Here is a 14,931-nt window from a genome sequence, read left to right as displayed (position 1 = left end):
GTACAGGACTGCTTGAAATACCCGGACCGCTGGTCAGGGATTCAGCACCGGGGAAGCCCCCGGCAGCTCTGCGTCTGTTTTACCGGAACTCTCCGGCCTTAGGCGTGAACCGGCCCACGGCAGTAGCTGTTAATCATGTGGCTGAGGAGTGGTTCATCAACGTAAACCGGCTCCTTTCCTGCTTTTTTCAGCAGGGCTCTTGTATTGCTGTCATCGAACGCCACCTGTTTACTAAGGTAAGTCTGGAACACTGCCAGAGGCTCGTTGAAACGAAGTTCCTCCTGTGTGAGCGTACCAATTTCCTCTTTCGGTTTCAGCATGACGTTTGTGAGACCGAGTGTCTTTTTAATAATGGAGAAGATTGCTCCGTTTGTGAGTTCATAGCTGTTCGTAATGTGATAGATTTTCTCTTTTTCCCCAAGCTCTGCAGCCTCCGTCAGGACGTCAGCCACATAGTCGACAGGTACGAAGTTTGACGGGCTTCCTTCATCACACAGAAAAGCAAACGTTCTCGCCAGTTCAGCCGGCCTTCTCTCCATTCTCTTTTTAAACAGCTGAAAACTTCTGAGCATGCCGTAAAGTGCGAAGGTTGTTTCCGCTTCTCCGCTGACAGAATCCCCGATGATAATGGAAGGTCTGAAAATACTCACATCAAGGTCGTCCTTATAGGAGAAGACGAGATGCTCGGCGTGGCACTTGCTTTCTTCATAACTGTTAACAAACGGGCCCTTTACATCATGGAGCTGCTCTTCTGCATAATCCTTCATGCCAAGCGTATAGGCTGTACTGACGTGAAAGAATCTTTTAACACCGATTTTTCTGCTGAATTCAAGAATATGGCGCGTGCCCTCCACGTTCACATCAAAGGAAACCCCGCGCTCACGGTCGTCAAATGACAGATAGGCTGCGCTGTGATAGACAAGGTCAATTCCGTCCTGTTTAAGCTCTTTCAGTTTATCATTGTCCAGACCAAGCGATGCGTCTTCCAGACTGCCGAACACAATGGAAAATCGGTTCTGCAGATTTGCCGGAATCGCCTCGATCAGCTCTTTTTTCTTACGTTCGCTACGGACAAGCGCATATACGGCATGTCCTTTTTTCAGAAGGCTTTTCGTAAGTTTTTTACCAACGAAGCCTGTGGCTCCTGTGACCAGAATTTTCATATGACCACTCCTTTTTATACATAAAACGAGGCTGTAAAATAACACTATATTGAAAAAACGGCCAATCGGTATTTTCCTAATCTGGTAAATACCTCCTGAGTTTTTCAAAACTCGTAAAATATTCGCTTATAATCTGATAATAACATTGTTTTACCCTAAATAATATTGTATATTTGTAGTCAATGTACAGCTTGAATAATACAGCCTTTAAATGAGGGTACTATAATGTTACTAAACTTTCAAACTTACGAATCAAAACCACATCATGACTGGATGGTCCTCTTTCACGGTATGGGAGGAAATTACTCCATTTTCTATAAGCAGATTGAGGAATTCAGGGAAAACTATAACCTGCTCTGCATTGATTTTCCAGGACACGGGGATTCTCCATCCTTTGAGAGCAGTGATTATCTGACATTGACTGCAGAAAAAGTCATTGAGCTGATGGATCACCTTAAAATCGAGGCTGCCCATTTCCTCGGGGTTTCCCTTGGCACCATTGTGATGCAGAAGATTTCCCTGACTCACAGCCACCGGATTCTTTCCATGGTTCTCGCAGGAGCTGCCTCAAGATGGCTTCCGTGGGGGGAAATGCTTGGAAAACTGACCCTTTCCCGCCCTGTAAGGAAACTGCTTCCATATATGATTCCTTACACAGTCTTTGCTTTTCTCCTTCTTCCTAAAAAGAACCACCGGAAATCAAGAGCGATTTTTATCAGGGAAGCGTGTAAACTCGGCCGTAATGACTATCATAAATGGGCATTTGTCGGCCGTGATGCCTATAAAACGTATGACCGGATCCGCCGGAAAACCAACAGGATTCCAAAGCTTTATATCTCGGGATCGGAAGACCATATGTTTCTAAGAGGCATCCGCAGTCACGTAAAAAAGGAAGAGCTGGCCGATCTTAAAATTATTGATAATTGCGGTCATGTCTGCAACATCGAACAGCCGAACGCATTTAACAGTATGACAATTGATTTTCTTGAGCAGCTGCGTGAAGGGACCAGACGAAAAGTGCAGGTTATTTAACCTTCCTGCCCACCGGTTTGTGTGGCCAGCCGCTTTTTGGAAACAGCTGAACATAACAAAAAGAAAGGGACTTACCGGATAGCAGCTTTTCCGGTAAGTCCCTTTTTCAGTGCAGATTATACACTCTCGAACCCTATTCGCAGCCGGCCATATCACCGTCCGTTGACCCCTGTACAGTGTTATCCAGAAAATTTTTCAGCAGAGCATTCACTTCTTCGGATTTATCCCTGTTTGTCGCATGATCCGCACCATCAACGACCACAAGCCTGGCATTTGGTATGGTTTCTGCCATAAACTGCTGCTGATGCCTGATCATCAGGTCGTGTGCCCCCTGAATAATCAGTACAGGACATTTGATTCCGCTCATCCCTTCACGGCAGTCCATATCAGTAATTGCCTTCCAGATTCTGCTCCAGTCCTGTCTTGAAAGGGACTGAACGGCATCCTCGATAAATGTGCGGTTTTCCGGGTTGAAACGGGAAAAATAATAACCCTGGGCTTTAGCAAATGTTCTCATTGGCATGACCATGCTGAGAAGTCTCTGGGCAGGAACAACTGTCCTTTCATAAAAGTTAAATCTGAATGTACACGGTGATCCAATCAGTACAAGACCCTCCACCCGTTCAGGGAAATCTATGACGGTCTGCATGGAAATGATGCCTCCCATGGACAGTCCCGTGAGCACTGCACTGTCTATATTAAGATGGTCGAGAAGGTCCGTCAGATCCTCTGTAAAAACTCGGCTGGTGAGGATGCAGGAATCTGCAGGGGTACGTCCATGGCCCCTGACATCCCATGTAATCACCTGGTATTTCTCCGAGAGGGCCTTCACCTGCGGCTCCCATAACCGATGATTCCATGAGGCGCCGTGGGTAAATACAACCGGCGGTCCTTCCCCGTGGATCCGGTAATAAAGCGGGCCGTTACGTACATTTACCAGTGGCACACTAATCCCGCTCCTTTCTGTCTTATTAATTGTCCACCATTTTACCTTATAATGGTAATAAAGAAAAGCCTAATGTTAAGTTTACATAATTAAAATATGGAAAACTTTGAGTGAAATGCTTATAAATACGTTATTTTCCTGCACTCCATTTCTTTACACTGGATTTCAGGCCGGTTGAACATACATATAAAGGAAAAAAACCACACCTTTCCTCCTGTTCCGAAATGCGAACACACGTTTTATGATATTTTCAGGTGATGAATATGAAAATGATAAATCATTCCTATCTGAAGCGCAGAGCAATGAAGGCCTGGTTCGATGAATTCCCCAATTCTCCTGTTATTTTCAGGGTTATCGGTCATTATTACTTTGTTTACCGTGTACTCTGGTCAGAAGAAGATCCTCTTGTTGACAGAGCAGCGCTGATCGAAATGGAGCTGCTGCTGAATAAAAAAATGGGTACCGAAACGGAATATCTTTCACGCAGACGAATGGTATAAAAACCATTCTTTTTTTCTCTCTGGAAGGAGCCCTTTTCACGGGAACAGGATTATCGTAAAATAGAAGTAAGAATCAAACGAGGTGAAGGCCTGTGCCAAATGATCTGTTTATGTGGTTCATATTCTTCTGGACGATTTTTCTGGCCGTAACAATGTTTATCGGCGGTTACTTCATGTTCCGGAAGTTTTTGAAACGGCTGCCGAAAGAAGACGGTAAATCCATACTCGACTGGCAGGATTATTATATCGAAAAAACCGTACACCTCTGGTCTGACGAGGACAAAGCGTTTTTAAACGAGCTTGTTGAACCTGTCCCCGAACTGTTCCGGGATGTGGCTAAAGGAAAAATTGCGGGCAAGATCGGTGAATATGCCGTTGAGGAAAAAGCCGAGACGATGACGAGGGAATTGATTATCAAAGGATATATTGCTGCGACTCCAAAAAGGGATCATAAATTCCTTATCAAAAAGCTGAAAGAAAAGCAGATTGATCCGGACAGATACGAAACCTACTTCCAGCAGCAGTAATATTACAGTCAGCCAGACCGGACAGCTGAAAACAGTAAAAACCCGGCTCCTGTTTAAGGGGCCGGGTTTTCCTGACTTACCGGAATGGGGCCGGCAGTTCTCCCTGCGAGTTCACGCTTCATTCTGTTGAATTTGACAAGCATGGCAATCCGCCACGGCAATATCATACCGAAAGCCAAAACGAAAAACATACCTGCGAGCTCCTCAACCTGGATGGCATGGCCGAAAACGAGCTTGAATGTTACTCTGAGAGCGAGCAGCCCGATCAGGATAAAGGCAAATGCCTTTGTACGAACCATATAGATATCCTGATCCCTGATTTCAAACTTTGATGTTTTAATAAGTAACAGGGAAAAAACAACCCCTACTGCAAATGCCTCTGCAAACTGCAGGGAGGTTATTCTGGCCGGTTCATAGACGAACATAAGAAAACCTGTGCTCATGGCTACAGGGGGAATAATAATTTTTTTTGTATTGGCCGGCTTTTTCATGGCTTTCATGCGTATGAACAAAGCTGCAAGCCCCATTACAACTGCAAGCAGTGTAAAAACAATTCCGAGCATGGGGCAACCCTCCTGATTCAATCTTACTTCAGTATAGCATTATCTCTTCCCTCATGCCATACTGCGGCAGCAGAATGCTTTTAACCTTTCCTGATAAGTTTACACAGAATGGCCTGAGGAACGAGGTTCTATTATATTTTTGTTTGTATTTCAGCTGATGGCTTTTACATGAAATCAGTCTTCCACTCCTGCGGGGAAAGCAGCAGTCGAAGACTCCGCAGGACATAGAAAATCCGGAAAGCATACGCCTTCCGGATTTCATATGGACATTCAGCGGGCGTCAAACCCCTGATCGTCAATTTCCTCTTTTAAAGCAGCAAGTTCCACAGCCGCTTCATCGTATTCAACTGTTACCTGTTTGTCGTCGAGGCTTACTTCAGCACTCTTTACACCATCCAGGCTGTTCAATGCACCTTCAACAGATGCCTTGCAGTGGCCGCACGTCATCCCGTCCACCTTAATAACCTCTTTCTTCATTACAAGTCCCCCTGTTTGTTTGGAATATTTTAGCAGCACTAAGAGCGTGAGAACTGCTGAATTACTTTCATCAGCTCGTCAATTGCCTCGTCTCCTTCGCCTTCGTGAACGGCTTTTGTTACACATCCGCGTGTATGATTTTCGAGCATCGTATACCCTACTTTTTTCAGTGCTGCATTGATTGCGGAAAGCTGTACAAGTACATCCACACAGTAGCGGTCTTCTTCAACCATTCTCTGAATTCCCCTTACCTGTCCTTCCACTCTTTTCAGGCGGTTTAACAGTTTTTCCTTATCTGCTGACAATTCGGGAGATTTATTCTCCGCGGTTGGGACGAGTTCAATATCCAGCTTGTCTTTCACAGTTCTCACCTCGTTTCGTCTCTGTCTACCATACCCCCACAAGGTATATGATGTCAACTTTAAAGCTGTTATTCCGGTAATTCGTTTCTTTTTTCAATGGCGTTTTTAAGGCTGACCAGATGCTCTCCGTCTTCTTTTTTCAGCATTCTCACCATAAGAGGCCTCATCATCTTCATTACAAAGCCCCTGGTAGTGACGTTTCCCTCAAAAATGATTTTTGTCTGCCCGTCTTTCTCGGCAAATGTATAAGTATATGTAACCAGGAGGCCCCGGTTCTCACTTTCAACCGCATACCCGGATGGGGGATCGTATGATTTCACCTTAATTATTGATCCGACACGCCGGTTCCTGAACTGGCGCACTTCCTCAAATTCAGTACCTTTCTCTACAGGCCCGTCGGTGAGCTTGTTTACCTCCACTACATTTGCCAGCACTTCAGGACTGTTCTGCAGATCGGAAGCAAAAGCAAACACTTTCTCCCTTTTCTCATTTACCGTTATTTCCTCATACAAATCCGCCATCTCGATCCCCTCCGAATACTGCTCTGTTTCTTTCTATCATACCAAAACAGAAAAACATGGAAAAGGGTACTGGAACACAGAAAAAAAGACCCCTGCGGGCCTTTACCATGACTATGGATTCTCTTCAGGCCGTATAACGATAAACGGACGCATCATTTCATAGTCTTCATGTTCGAGAATGTGGCAGTGCCAGACGAACAGACCGCTGAAGGGTACAAACCGTGCTTTAACTCCTGTAACTTCACCGGGGTTCGCCCGAACGGTATCCTTCCACCCCTCTTCTTCCCGATCTGCCGGCTGCGTTGGCCCGGTATATTTCAGTTCGCCTTTCTCCTTGAACCATTCGGTGTCAATTGCTCTGCGGCCGGTAATCTGAAAGTCCACAAGGTGAAGGTGAATCGGATGCGTGTGCCCGGTAAGATTAATAAAGAACCAGATTTCCGACGTCCCGAGAACCGGCAGTTCCGTAACGGGATCGTCCCAGGTCAGCTTATTAAGCAGCATGAGATCCCTCCCAAAACGGTCTGCAGCCGAATCAAGTGTAAGATACCTGGTGCGACATACATCGTTTATCGAAACCGGAGGGACTTTATTCAATTCTTCAGGTATGGAAAAATGGTCTATTCCACCCGGATCTCCCTTGACACGGAAAGCCATGACCGTGCCGGTACTTTCATCCGGCAGTGGACCAGCAGGAAACGGTGCAGGCGCTGAATTACGCAGAACCACCTGGCTGCCTTCCATGTTCGCAAAGTCCACGATCACCTCGGCACGCTCTGCAGGCGCCAGAGTCAGATTCCTCAGTAGTGCAGGTTTTTCACGGTAGCCGCTGTCTGTTGCAATCTGATACATAGGCTGTCCGGTGTCCAGATAAAGGGTATATACTCTCGAATTGGCACCATTAAGAAGTCTGAACCGGTATTTACGCGGCTTCACTTCAAGATAGGGCCACACTTTTCCATTGACAAGATTTGTGTCACCAAAAAACATATCAACAACGGTTGTTTCAGGCCCCTCCACAGGGGAACCTTTCTGTGCAGTGTAATACAGTGAACCATCCACATTAAAGCTCCGGTCCTGAATCAGTAAAGGGATGTCATATTCTCCGGACGGCAGATTAAATCTCCTGTCTTTGCTCCCCGGTTCGATAAGATAAAACCCTGCCAGTCCTGCATAGACATTCAACCGCGTAATTCCGAGCGCATGATCGTGGTACCACAGCGTGCATGGCTGCTGACGATTCTCATACCGGTAAATTTTACGGGTGAAAAAAGGGCCGGTCTGTTCAAAGTTCTTTGTAAACCATGCTTCCGGATACCCGTCACTGTCCGGATGCACACTTGCTCCGTGAACGTGTGTGACAGTCCTCACCACCGGAACTCCCGTGCCGGCTCCATGCACTGTATGATCAACAGGAAGCAGATGATGTTCAGGCAGCGCATTGTTCCATTGTACAAACACGAGTTCGCCCTCTTTCACCCTAATTGTGGGACCAGGGTAAGTTCCGTCAAAGCCCCAGACCGCTGTTTCAGGAAGTTCGGAGTGAAGGGACTGTCTGAACTGGCTCATTGTGAGGCTGTAATAACTTTTCCCCCTGCTTCTGTAAAAAGGTTTTTTCTCCCGGGGCACAGGGAGAGGATCCCTGAACCTGGAAAGCGTTCCGGCTGAACGGAGCGATCCACAGCTGCAGTATCCTCCTCCTATGCAGTGATGATCATCACACCATGGATGCACGCAGCGGCTGAAGCAGAAAGCTCTGAACATGGGAACACGCCCTTCCAATTTGAAGACGAATTTAACAGACCCTATGCCGGAGCAGGCTTTCATATGACGTTTTCTGTGGCAGGACTCCCACGTTGTAGACAAAGTCAAAAAAGACCACTCTTCCCATAGGGGAAAAGCGGTCTTTCATCTGCAAGCGGAAATCTGCTTTTATTTCTGATTTTCCATTGCTTTCATCATCTGGTTAATCTTTTTCTGTGACGGGTTCATCCCCATCTGCATCATCATAACACGAAGCATTTTTTCATTGATCGGCGGATTTTTTTTCATATAGCTCATCATATATTGTCTCGCAATAAAGAAACCGATTGCGATCCCGCCCAGCAGGCTGAGCACACCGATTAAGATATTTACCCACATAAAACGGTGATCCTCCTTCTCTCTATGTTGTCTTCCATGTCGCCATTTTCACGTTCGAATGGAACCTCATTTATTATAACGCAACGAAGTGGACAATGAAAGAGAATGGGAAAGAAATCCTGCCTTATCCGGGCTCGACTATTCTGAAGGACTTCAGGGGCTTGAGCCAGCCGTACCTTGCATTATCATAATCAGCTGCAAAGAAGAAGTCGTCGTACTCCCTGAGGGTATCAAAAATCGCAGTCTCCAGTTCAAAGGAACCTTCGGATTCGAGTGTCATCGCATGTTTCCCGAGGGTGAGGACCGCACGGCTTTTTCTGTCTTCGGATGTAAAACAGTGTACGGCCTGTCCGTTTTTTTCGTAGCCTGCCATATCGGTGCAGGCCCTCTGAAGCCAGGTGCTGATTTCAGCTTCATCAATGGGTTTTCTGATATAACGTACCTGCCTGCCTGTAATTTCCTTCAGCTCGCTGTTGGCATACCGGTGTTCACGGAAGAGATGAAACAGCTTCGATTCAAACCCGTAGTACACCAGAGCGACTTCCTCATTTATAAGAAATAAATCATAACTTCGCATGAACGGTTTCCCTCCTGCAGCACTCCCGGATCCTCCCGTGCAGTCTCGTGCGGGACTGCAGATTAGTACAGGAGCCCTTTTTATCATCCTACACGAATGTATGTTCAATGCTTGTCTTTTTCTGCTGAAGAAAACCACTCTTTTTGTCGAAACGGCTTTTGCATTCTCAGCACTGCAAGGTACCTGCACGGCAGTCACCGGAGAACATCTTGACAGAAAAAACGCGGTATATATATACCGCTGTTTCTTTAATTAAGCGGGAGCAGAAACACGGGGAAACCGCAGGAAAATGTTTATATGGCTAGGCCTGGAACTCCTCGTTTAACAGGTGGATTACCTGGGGGGAATCTTCTTTCGTTCCCCTCATTTTCGTTTTTTCCACCAGTTTCCTGATGGACGAACTGGCCTGCCTGGCCCCGATAACGAGCAGAGGAAAGCCGATTGCGTTTATGCCAAGCCCCCGGGCAAAGAATCCCCCAAAGGTCATTGCCAGAGGAACAGTGGGGGAGGTATGTGAAAAGACCACCTTTTCTGTCAGCTCCCTCTTCCCTTCCAGAATATGAATAAAATTAATTAGTGAGGGGACAACCAGTTTCTCACGTCGCTTCCCGATCGTATAAACCTCATTACCTCCTTCGTCTGTACCACGGAAAATAAATTCTCCTGCATCCTGTTTTTCAAGTTTATTAAAATAGGGTATTGCCTCAATCTCCTCTTTCGTAAGTTCATCCCCCGTACGATTAAGCAGCCCCAGGTGATACGCCGCCGCCATTGAAGTGGAGTGTGTGCCGCCAAAGTCATAATAGATGTATATCATAGGATATTCCTCCGTAATTTTACGGTTAGGTTATCCAGAGTAGTATATATTATCAGCAATAGTAACCTGCCAGTCTCAGGCAGACAATAAAAAAAGAAGACCACGCGAGCGCGGTCTTCCGGATTTATATCATTATTTTTCAATAAGCTGTCTGAAGTTTGCAGCTACGTTTTCGGCTGTAAATCCATACTCTTCCATCACTTTTGGTCCTGGAGCGGAAGCACCGAAACGGTCGATTCCAAGTACGGCTCCGTTGTCTCCGGTGTAGCGTTCCCAGCCCAGACTTGCCGCCATTTCTAAAGCAAGACGTGTTTTTACATCTTTAGGGATGACGGAATCTTTATATTCTGCGGTCTGCTTTTCAAAGCGGTCCCAGCTTGGCATACTTACCACGTTGACATGCAGGCCTTCTTTTTCCAGAAGCTGCTGAGCTTCCACTGCAAGGGAAACTTCAGAGCCGGAAGCAAGAAGAATTCCGTCAAGGTCACCATTAGCTTCGGATACCACGTAGGCACCTTTTTTCACGCCTTCGTAGGCATTTTTGTCAGTCCCCTCGAGAGTCGGAAGCCCCTGGCGGGTAAGGACAAGTGCAGTCGGTTCATTTTTGCTCTCCATGGCCAGTTTGTAAGCTGCAGCTGTTTCGTTTCCATCAGCCGGACGGATGACGCTGAGTCCCGGAATGGCCCGCATTGCAGGCAGCTGTTCCACAGGCTCATGAGTAGGGCCGTCCTCACCTACAGCAATGCTGTCATGGGTGAAGACATATGTTACCGGAACCTGCATAAGTGCGCTCAGGCGTGCAGCAGGGCGAAGGTAATCTGAAAAGACAAAGAAAGTAGCAGCGTATGGCTTCACTCCACCGTGAAGAGCCATTCCGTTCACAGCAGAAGCCATGGCAAATTCCCGGACACCGAACCAGATGTTACGGCCGCTGTAGTTTTCACGGGTAAAATCTTCTACCCCTTTGAGCATTGTGTTGTTTGAGGAAGCAAGGTCAGCAGATCCTCCAAATACGTAAGGAACGTTTTTGCCGATCGCATTCAGGACTTCCCCGCCGCTGGCACGGGTGGCGAGTTTGTCATCTGTTGAATAAACAGGCACATCCTTGTCCCATCCTTCAGGAAGGTCTCCCTTCATGGCAAGCTCAAGCTCTGAAGCAAGCTCAGGGTAGGCTTCTTTATACCCTTCGAACATATCGTTCCACTGCTTTTCCTTTTCTGCTCCGGTCTCCTTTAATTCTGCGTAATGATCACGAACCTCGGCAGGTACGTGGAAATCATTTTCAAATGTCCACTTGTAATATTCCTTCGTTAATTTGGCTTCTTCCCCACCAAGAGGTTTTCCGTGGGACTCGTTTGAACCGCTGCGGTTAGGCGAACCGTAACCGATCGTTGTTTTAACCTCGATCATGGAAGGACGGTCATCTTCCTTAGCCGATTCAATGGCACGGTTAATTTCATCGAGATTGTTTCCGTCTTCAACGCGGATTACCTGCCAGCCGTAGGCTTTATAACGGTCTTCCACACTTTCGCTGAACGACTTGTCCAGATCACCGTCAAGGGAAATATCATTGGAATCATAAAGGACGATCAGACGGCCGAGCTTCAGGTGACCGGCAAGAGAAGCAGACTCGGAGGAAACACCTTCCATCAGGTCTCCGTCACCGCAGATCGCGTATGTATAATGGTCAACAATATTATAGTTTTCACGGTTGTAGGAAGCAGCCAGATAGCGTTCAGCCATTGCCATACCTGTAGCCATAGCAAGCCCCTGGCCCAGTGGACCGGTTGTGGCATCCACTCCTGCTGTATGTCCGAATTCAGGGTGTCCAGGTGTATTGGATCCCCACTGACGGAAGGATTTCAGGTCGTCCATTGAAACAGCATAGCCGTGCAGATGAAGCAGGCTGTAAAGGAGCATGGACCCGTGACCTGCAGAAAGTACGAAACGGTCTCTGTCAAACCATTCCGGGTTTTCAGGGTTATGGTTCATGTAGTTTGCAAACAGAGTGTATGCCATTGGCGCAGCACCCATCGGCATGCCCGGGTGTCCGGATTGTGCTTTTTCAATACTGTCAATAGCAAGCGTACGAATGGTGCTGATTGACAGATTTTCAACTGTGTTAGACATTTACGTTCATCCTCTCGATATTCATACTTTCGGACTTCATGTATCATGATATACCTTCCTGTGCCATTAGACAACCATAAAGGAAGTAAGGAATAAAGCGATTTCAGCACAGATTAGTTTCTGCCGCGGCTCTTCTTTATATACTTTATCCTGCTTATTATTATGGATAATGTATTAAAAATGTCCACCCTGCACCACGGCATTTTTAAAAAGGCGCTTACCGCTTCATTCTCCGGCAGTCCAGTACTACAAGGTGTTTTAAAAAAACTCTTTTCGAAAAAGGTTGTTGTTTTTCTACGCTGCTGGCTGACGCTTTCCGCGGGCATTGCTTCAGCCGGCAGAACAGTTATCATGCTTCTTCCTCTGCCCGAATCGAACTCACGATGTAAATGCTCGTCCCTGCGGGGTCTTCAGCTTATGCTATTCCCGCTGGAGTCGCAGCCCTTCGCTCCGTAATTTCTTTGAAAAGCAACAATCAATCCAAAAACAGCGTTTAAAAAAAGACTGCCGGGCACCTGTCCCGGCAGTCATTATGAGTTACTGTTCTTTCTTTTCCTCACTTGCTGTCTGATTTTCTTTATCTTCGTCTGAGGCTTCCTTTTCACGGCCTGCAGCAATTTCACCTGTCAGCTGATCGATACTTTCCTTTACATTCCCTTTTCCTGCAAAACTCTCAATCAGCTCTTTCATATCAAGCCCCGATGAAGCTTTCAGCGACTCCTGAAGGCTGCCCATCAGATTCGTAGCATAACCTGTAACTTTGTTGGCTCCGCCATTTTCACCGCTTCCGCCTGTGTCCACTACTGTAATCTTATCGATATTGGACAGCGGCTGTGCAGCCTGCTTGGCATACTCAGGAAGCATCTCCGTAATCATATCAAGCATGGCAGCCTGACCGTATTTACTGAAGGCTTCAGCGATTTTCTCCTTGGCCTCGGCTTCTGCAAGACCTTTTGAAAGGATGACATCGGCTTCCGCTTTACCGCGTTCCCGCTCGGCTTCCGCTGCACGCAGTTCCCTTGCCTTCTGGGCTTCTGCCTCCTGCTCCACCGCATAACGCTCTGCGTCGGCTTTTTTCTTCACTTCAGCATCATACTGCTTCTCCCGGCGCTGTATTTCCTTTTCCTCTAGTTCGATCTGCTTTTGCCGTTCGATGATGTTAACCTGCATCCGCTCTTCTGTAACTTTCTGCTGAGCTCTGGCCTCCTGGAGAGAGTACGCCTGGTCAGCCTGGGCTTTTGCCTCTTCCTGCTGACGGCGGTACTCGGCTACTTTCAGCTCTTTTTCCTTCTCGGAATTTGCAATTTCAGCATCTCTTGTATACTCTGCCGCTTTGGCTTCCTGTTCAGCACGGGCATTTTCGATTCTTGCTTCTTTTTCCCTCTCTGCACGTGCAATTGCAGCGTCACGCTTTACTGCAGCGATCTGCGGCTGACCGAGGGCATCAAGATAGCCGTTTTTATCACTGACTTCGTTCGTTGTAAAAGAGAGAATCCGAAGTCCCATCTTACTGAGGTCTGTTGCAGCCACTTTCTGTACTTCTTTTGCAAAAACTTCCCTGTCGGAGTTAATCTCCTCCACCGTCATGGAACTGAGGATCGCACGGAGATGACCTTCAAGTACCTGACGTGCTTCGGTTTTGAGGTCCTCATACTTACCGATGTACTGCTCTGCGGCTGTGGAAATTTCCTGTACGCTTGATCCGATTTTAATGATCGCGTTACCGTTTACTGAGACAGGAACCCCCTGCTTGGAGTAGACATTGTTGGCCCCTACTTCAAGTTTATGGTTTTCCAGGCTGATTTTCTTCGCCTGCTGCATGACGGGGATAATAAATGCCCCGCCCCCGTGAATGATTTTCACTTTTTTTCCTTCATCATCAGCGACGACACTTTTACCGCTTCCCAGCATGCTGCCTGTTACAATAAGCGCCTCGTTTTTTCCGACTGTCGTATACTTCGTTACAAACAGAATAACAAGAACAAGTACAATGGCGATGACAACACCGCCGATAATCATCGTAAAATCAGTCATTAATTCGTTCCTCCATCATCAGCTTTTTCTCTTCCCTGCTTACAATCAGAATCTGGTTTTCCTCGTCCACATCCACAATCTGTACTTCTTCTCCTCCTGGAATGGAGTCTTCTTCGACTGATCGTGCAGGATAGCCTTTAATGGAAAACGTTGTCTTGACAATGACTTCCCCAATGTCATCGCCTTTGCCGATGGAAGCCGACACTTCCCCGTAGTCACCGATCAGGTCCTTCAGATGAAAACCTACACTGGATTCCGCTCTGGATAGGGGCGCGAGAACGAGCATATGTAATAGCGTTACAAGCACAAACGCAATTCCCGCAGACAAACCGAAAACAGCAAGGCCTGAGAATGGGAAAGCAGTATCCAGAATAAGGGCTGACCCGCAGAGCACGGCAATAAAACTCAGCACCACAGTCGGGTTGAGAAAGCCTCCTGGTGCAGACTCAAAAAGTCCATCCAGAATGTCGCCGAAAAGGGCATTTAATAATGTAAGCGATCCTGCAGCAATGAGACCAATCAGGTAGACAGTATTTAAATCCACAGAAGCTTCACGTAAGCATTCATTACGTTTTCCTCCTTTCAGTCGCAGTCGTACAATTCCAGGAACCGTTTCCCCTCCTGTTCTCTGACATCTTCTTAATACTATTTTAGCAGACGAAAAACACCTTTTGTTAAATAAAGGATTGTTTTCCTTCCTGTTTTCTTTACGGAAAGGCAGCGTATAAGGTTTCACTGTTACGTGTAAATGAACCTGTCCTGTAAGCCTTTCACGGATTTTCCCGGTGGAAGCGGAGGAACATAGGAATGCTTTTGGAATCTGATTTCTGTCAGTGGAAAAAAGAAAAACCTTTCGGAAGCAGCTTCCGAAAGGCATCTGGTAGTCCCTGTACAGTTTTAATGAAGGGAACTGTTGTTTTTCTGTTTACTTTCCTTCAGCTTGTCCGGAGTCACATCGTTGCCTTTTTCATCAACGACTTTTACGGAATGGAGCTGATTTTTAAACGAACTTCTTACACTTTTCAGGTATTCCTGCCTGAGATCCTTCTGCTCTTTTGACTCTTTGAGGGAAAGGCCCTCTCCCTTCGCTTTTCGGGCAAGTTCATTTATACGGGCAATTTTATCTTTACTGAGCATAAC

Annotated in this window: 18 protein-coding genes; 3 read left to right on the top strand and 15 right to left on the bottom strand. The window is 46.7% G+C overall.

Annotated elements, in window-relative coordinates:
* Positions 1-98 precede the first annotated feature (98 nt).
* Positions 99-1,163, bottom strand: a complete 1,065-nt coding sequence (locus FGB90_RS03125; RefSeq protein ID WP_138809107.1) for an SDR family oxidoreductase — start codon at positions 1,161-1,163, stop codon at positions 99-101.
* A gap of 225 nt (positions 1,164-1,388) precedes the next feature.
* Here FGB90_RS03125 and FGB90_RS03120 point away from each other — a divergent pair, with 225 nt between their 5' ends.
* Positions 1,389-2,195: an alpha/beta fold hydrolase gene (locus FGB90_RS03120; RefSeq protein WP_138809106.1), complete on the top strand. Its 807-nt coding sequence runs from the start codon at positions 1,389-1,391 to the stop codon at positions 2,193-2,195.
* 133 nt (positions 2,196-2,328) lie between these two features.
* Here the strand turns inward: FGB90_RS03120 and FGB90_RS03115 are convergent, their stop codons facing one another.
* Complete coding sequence (locus tag FGB90_RS03115; protein WP_138809105.1) at positions 2,329-3,141, bottom strand: alpha/beta fold hydrolase; 813 nt, start codon at positions 3,139-3,141, stop codon at positions 2,329-2,331.
* 263 nt (positions 3,142-3,404) lie between these two features.
* Here FGB90_RS03115 and FGB90_RS03110 point away from each other — a divergent pair, with 263 nt between their 5' ends.
* Together FGB90_RS03110 and FGB90_RS03105 are read left to right on the top strand one after the other, a co-directional pair.
* The gene (locus FGB90_RS03110) at positions 3,405-3,641 is read left to right on the top strand and encodes a protein YuzH (protein WP_138809104.1); all 237 of its coding nucleotides are present in this window, start codon (positions 3,405-3,407) and stop codon (positions 3,639-3,641) included.
* Between the two features lie 110 nt (positions 3,642-3,751).
* Positions 3,752-4,168, top strand: a complete 417-nt coding sequence (locus FGB90_RS03105; RefSeq protein WP_138809959.1) for a DUF2621 domain-containing protein — start codon at positions 3,752-3,754, stop codon at positions 4,166-4,168.
* Positions 4,169-4,221: 53 nt separating this feature from the next.
* Here FGB90_RS03105 and FGB90_RS03100 read toward each other — a convergent pair whose 3' ends face one another.
* The 13 genes from FGB90_RS03100 to FGB90_RS03045 all read right to left on the bottom strand — a co-directional run bounded on the left by FGB90_RS03100 (position 4,222) and on the right by FGB90_RS03045 (position 14,928).
* Positions 4,222-4,731 carry a CcdC family protein gene (locus FGB90_RS03100; protein ID WP_138809103.1) on the bottom strand — a complete coding sequence of 170 codons (510 nt, stop codon included), beginning with the start codon at positions 4,729-4,731 and terminating at the stop codon, positions 4,222-4,224.
* A 270-nt stretch (positions 4,732-5,001) separates the two neighbouring features.
* Positions 5,002-5,208, bottom strand: coding sequence for a copper chaperone CopZ (copZ, locus tag FGB90_RS03095; RefSeq protein WP_138809102.1), 207 nt, complete (start codon positions 5,206-5,208; stop codon positions 5,002-5,004).
* Between the two features lie 38 nt (positions 5,209-5,246).
* Positions 5,247-5,513 (bottom strand): metal-sensitive transcriptional regulator, encoded by a 267-nt coding sequence (locus FGB90_RS03090; RefSeq protein WP_438502679.1) that lies wholly within the window; start codon positions 5,511-5,513, stop codon positions 5,247-5,249.
* 125 nt (positions 5,514-5,638) lie between these two features.
* The gene (locus FGB90_RS03085) at positions 5,639-6,091 is read right to left on the bottom strand and encodes an SRPBCC family protein (protein ID WP_138809101.1); all 453 of its coding nucleotides are present in this window, start codon (positions 6,089-6,091) and stop codon (positions 5,639-5,641) included.
* A 111-nt stretch (positions 6,092-6,202) separates the two neighbouring features.
* On the bottom strand, positions 6,203-7,795 hold the full coding sequence (locus FGB90_RS03080) for a multicopper oxidase family protein (protein WP_246056084.1): 1,593 nt from the start codon (positions 7,793-7,795) through the stop codon (positions 6,203-6,205).
* A gap of 228 nt (positions 7,796-8,023) precedes the next feature.
* Positions 8,024-8,233: a YneF family protein gene (locus tag FGB90_RS03075; protein ID WP_138809099.1), complete on the bottom strand. Its 210-nt coding sequence runs from the start codon at positions 8,231-8,233 to the stop codon at positions 8,024-8,026.
* 124 nt (positions 8,234-8,357) lie between these two features.
* Positions 8,358-8,810 carry a sporulation inhibitor of replication protein SirA gene (gene sirA, locus FGB90_RS03070; protein ID WP_171051675.1) on the bottom strand — a complete coding sequence of 151 codons (453 nt, stop codon included), beginning with the start codon at positions 8,808-8,810 and terminating at the stop codon, positions 8,358-8,360.
* Positions 8,811-9,111: 301 nt separating this feature from the next.
* Positions 9,112-9,627 carry a DUF3189 family protein gene (locus tag FGB90_RS03065; protein ID WP_138809097.1) on the bottom strand — a complete coding sequence of 172 codons (516 nt, stop codon included), beginning with the start codon at positions 9,625-9,627 and terminating at the stop codon, positions 9,112-9,114.
* A gap of 132 nt (positions 9,628-9,759) precedes the next feature.
* Entirely contained in the window at positions 9,760-11,757 is a 1,998-nt protein-coding gene (tkt, locus tag FGB90_RS03060; protein WP_138809096.1) for a transketolase, read from the bottom strand.
* A 113-nt stretch (positions 11,758-11,870) separates the two neighbouring features.
* Entirely contained in the window at positions 11,871-12,110 is a 240-nt protein-coding gene (locus FGB90_RS19815) for a hypothetical protein (protein ID WP_210237224.1), read from the bottom strand.
* A gap of 184 nt (positions 12,111-12,294) precedes the next feature.
* Positions 12,295-13,791 (bottom strand): flotillin family protein, encoded by a 1,497-nt coding sequence (locus FGB90_RS03055; protein WP_171051674.1) that lies wholly within the window; start codon positions 13,789-13,791, stop codon positions 12,295-12,297.
* A complete protein-coding gene (locus FGB90_RS03050; RefSeq protein ID WP_138809095.1) occupies positions 13,784-14,335 on the bottom strand; it encodes an NfeD family membrane protein in 552 nt (183 codons plus the stop codon). Before FGB90_RS03050 ends, FGB90_RS03055 begins: the two co-directional genes overlap by 8 nt.
* Positions 14,336-14,688: 353 nt before the next feature.
* Positions 14,689-14,928, bottom strand: a complete 240-nt coding sequence (locus tag FGB90_RS03045) for a DUF896 domain-containing protein (protein WP_138809094.1) — start codon at positions 14,926-14,928, stop codon at positions 14,689-14,691.
* Positions 14,929-14,931: the final 3 nt, after the last annotated feature.

This window comes from Alteribacter natronophilus, from assembly GCF_006007885.1.
In the GTDB taxonomy this organism is placed as follows: Bacteria; Bacillota; Bacilli; order Bacillales; family Salisediminibacteriaceae; genus Alteribacter; species Alteribacter natronophilus.
This window is presented reverse-complemented; position numbering and strand designations above follow the sequence as displayed.

Excerpts from the sequence above, each read along its gene's own strand:
- FGB90_RS19815 (WP_210237224.1), bottom strand. The coding sequence starts at position 12,110 with ATGATAACTGTTCTGCCGGCTGAAGCAATGCCCGCGGAAAGCGTCAGC.
- FGB90_RS03125 (WP_138809107.1), bottom strand. The coding sequence starts at position 1,163 with ATGAAAATTCTGGTCACAGGAGCCACAGGCTTCGTTGGTAAAAAACTT.
- FGB90_RS03110 (WP_138809104.1), top strand. The coding sequence starts at position 3,405 with ATGAAAATGATAAATCATTCCTATCTGAAGCGCAGAGCAATGAAGGCC.
- FGB90_RS03120 (WP_138809106.1), top strand. The coding sequence starts at position 1,389 with ATGTTACTAAACTTTCAAACTTACGAATCAAAACCACATCATGACTGG.
- FGB90_RS03075 (WP_138809099.1), bottom strand. The coding sequence starts at position 8,233 with ATGTGGGTAAATATCTTAATCGGTGTGCTCAGCCTGCTGGGCGGGATC.
- copZ (WP_138809102.1), bottom strand. The coding sequence starts at position 5,208 with ATGAAGAAAGAGGTTATTAAGGTGGACGGGATGACGTGCGGCCACTGC.
- FGB90_RS03045 (WP_138809094.1), bottom strand. The coding sequence starts at position 14,928 with ATGCTCAGTAAAGATAAAATTGCCCGTATAAATGAACTTGCCCGAAAA.
- FGB90_RS03085 (WP_138809101.1), bottom strand. The coding sequence starts at position 6,091 with ATGGCGGATTTGTATGAGGAAATAACGGTAAATGAGAAAAGGGAGAAA.
- tkt (WP_138809096.1), bottom strand. The coding sequence starts at position 11,757 with ATGTCTAACACAGTTGAAAATCTGTCAATCAGCACCATTCGTACGCTT.
- FGB90_RS03100 (WP_138809103.1), bottom strand. The coding sequence starts at position 4,731 with ATGCTCGGAATTGTTTTTACACTGCTTGCAGTTGTAATGGGGCTTGCA.
- sirA (WP_171051675.1), bottom strand. The coding sequence starts at position 8,810 with ATGCGAAGTTATGATTTATTTCTTATAAATGAGGAAGTCGCTCTGGTG.
- FGB90_RS03055 (WP_171051674.1), bottom strand. The coding sequence starts at position 13,791 with ATGACTGATTTTACGATGATTATCGGCGGTGTTGTCATCGCCATTGTA.
- FGB90_RS03105 (WP_138809959.1), top strand. The coding sequence starts at position 3,752 with ATGTGGTTCATATTCTTCTGGACGATTTTTCTGGCCGTAACAATGTTT.
- FGB90_RS03065 (WP_138809097.1), bottom strand. The coding sequence starts at position 9,627 with ATGATATACATCTATTATGACTTTGGCGGCACACACTCCACTTCAATG.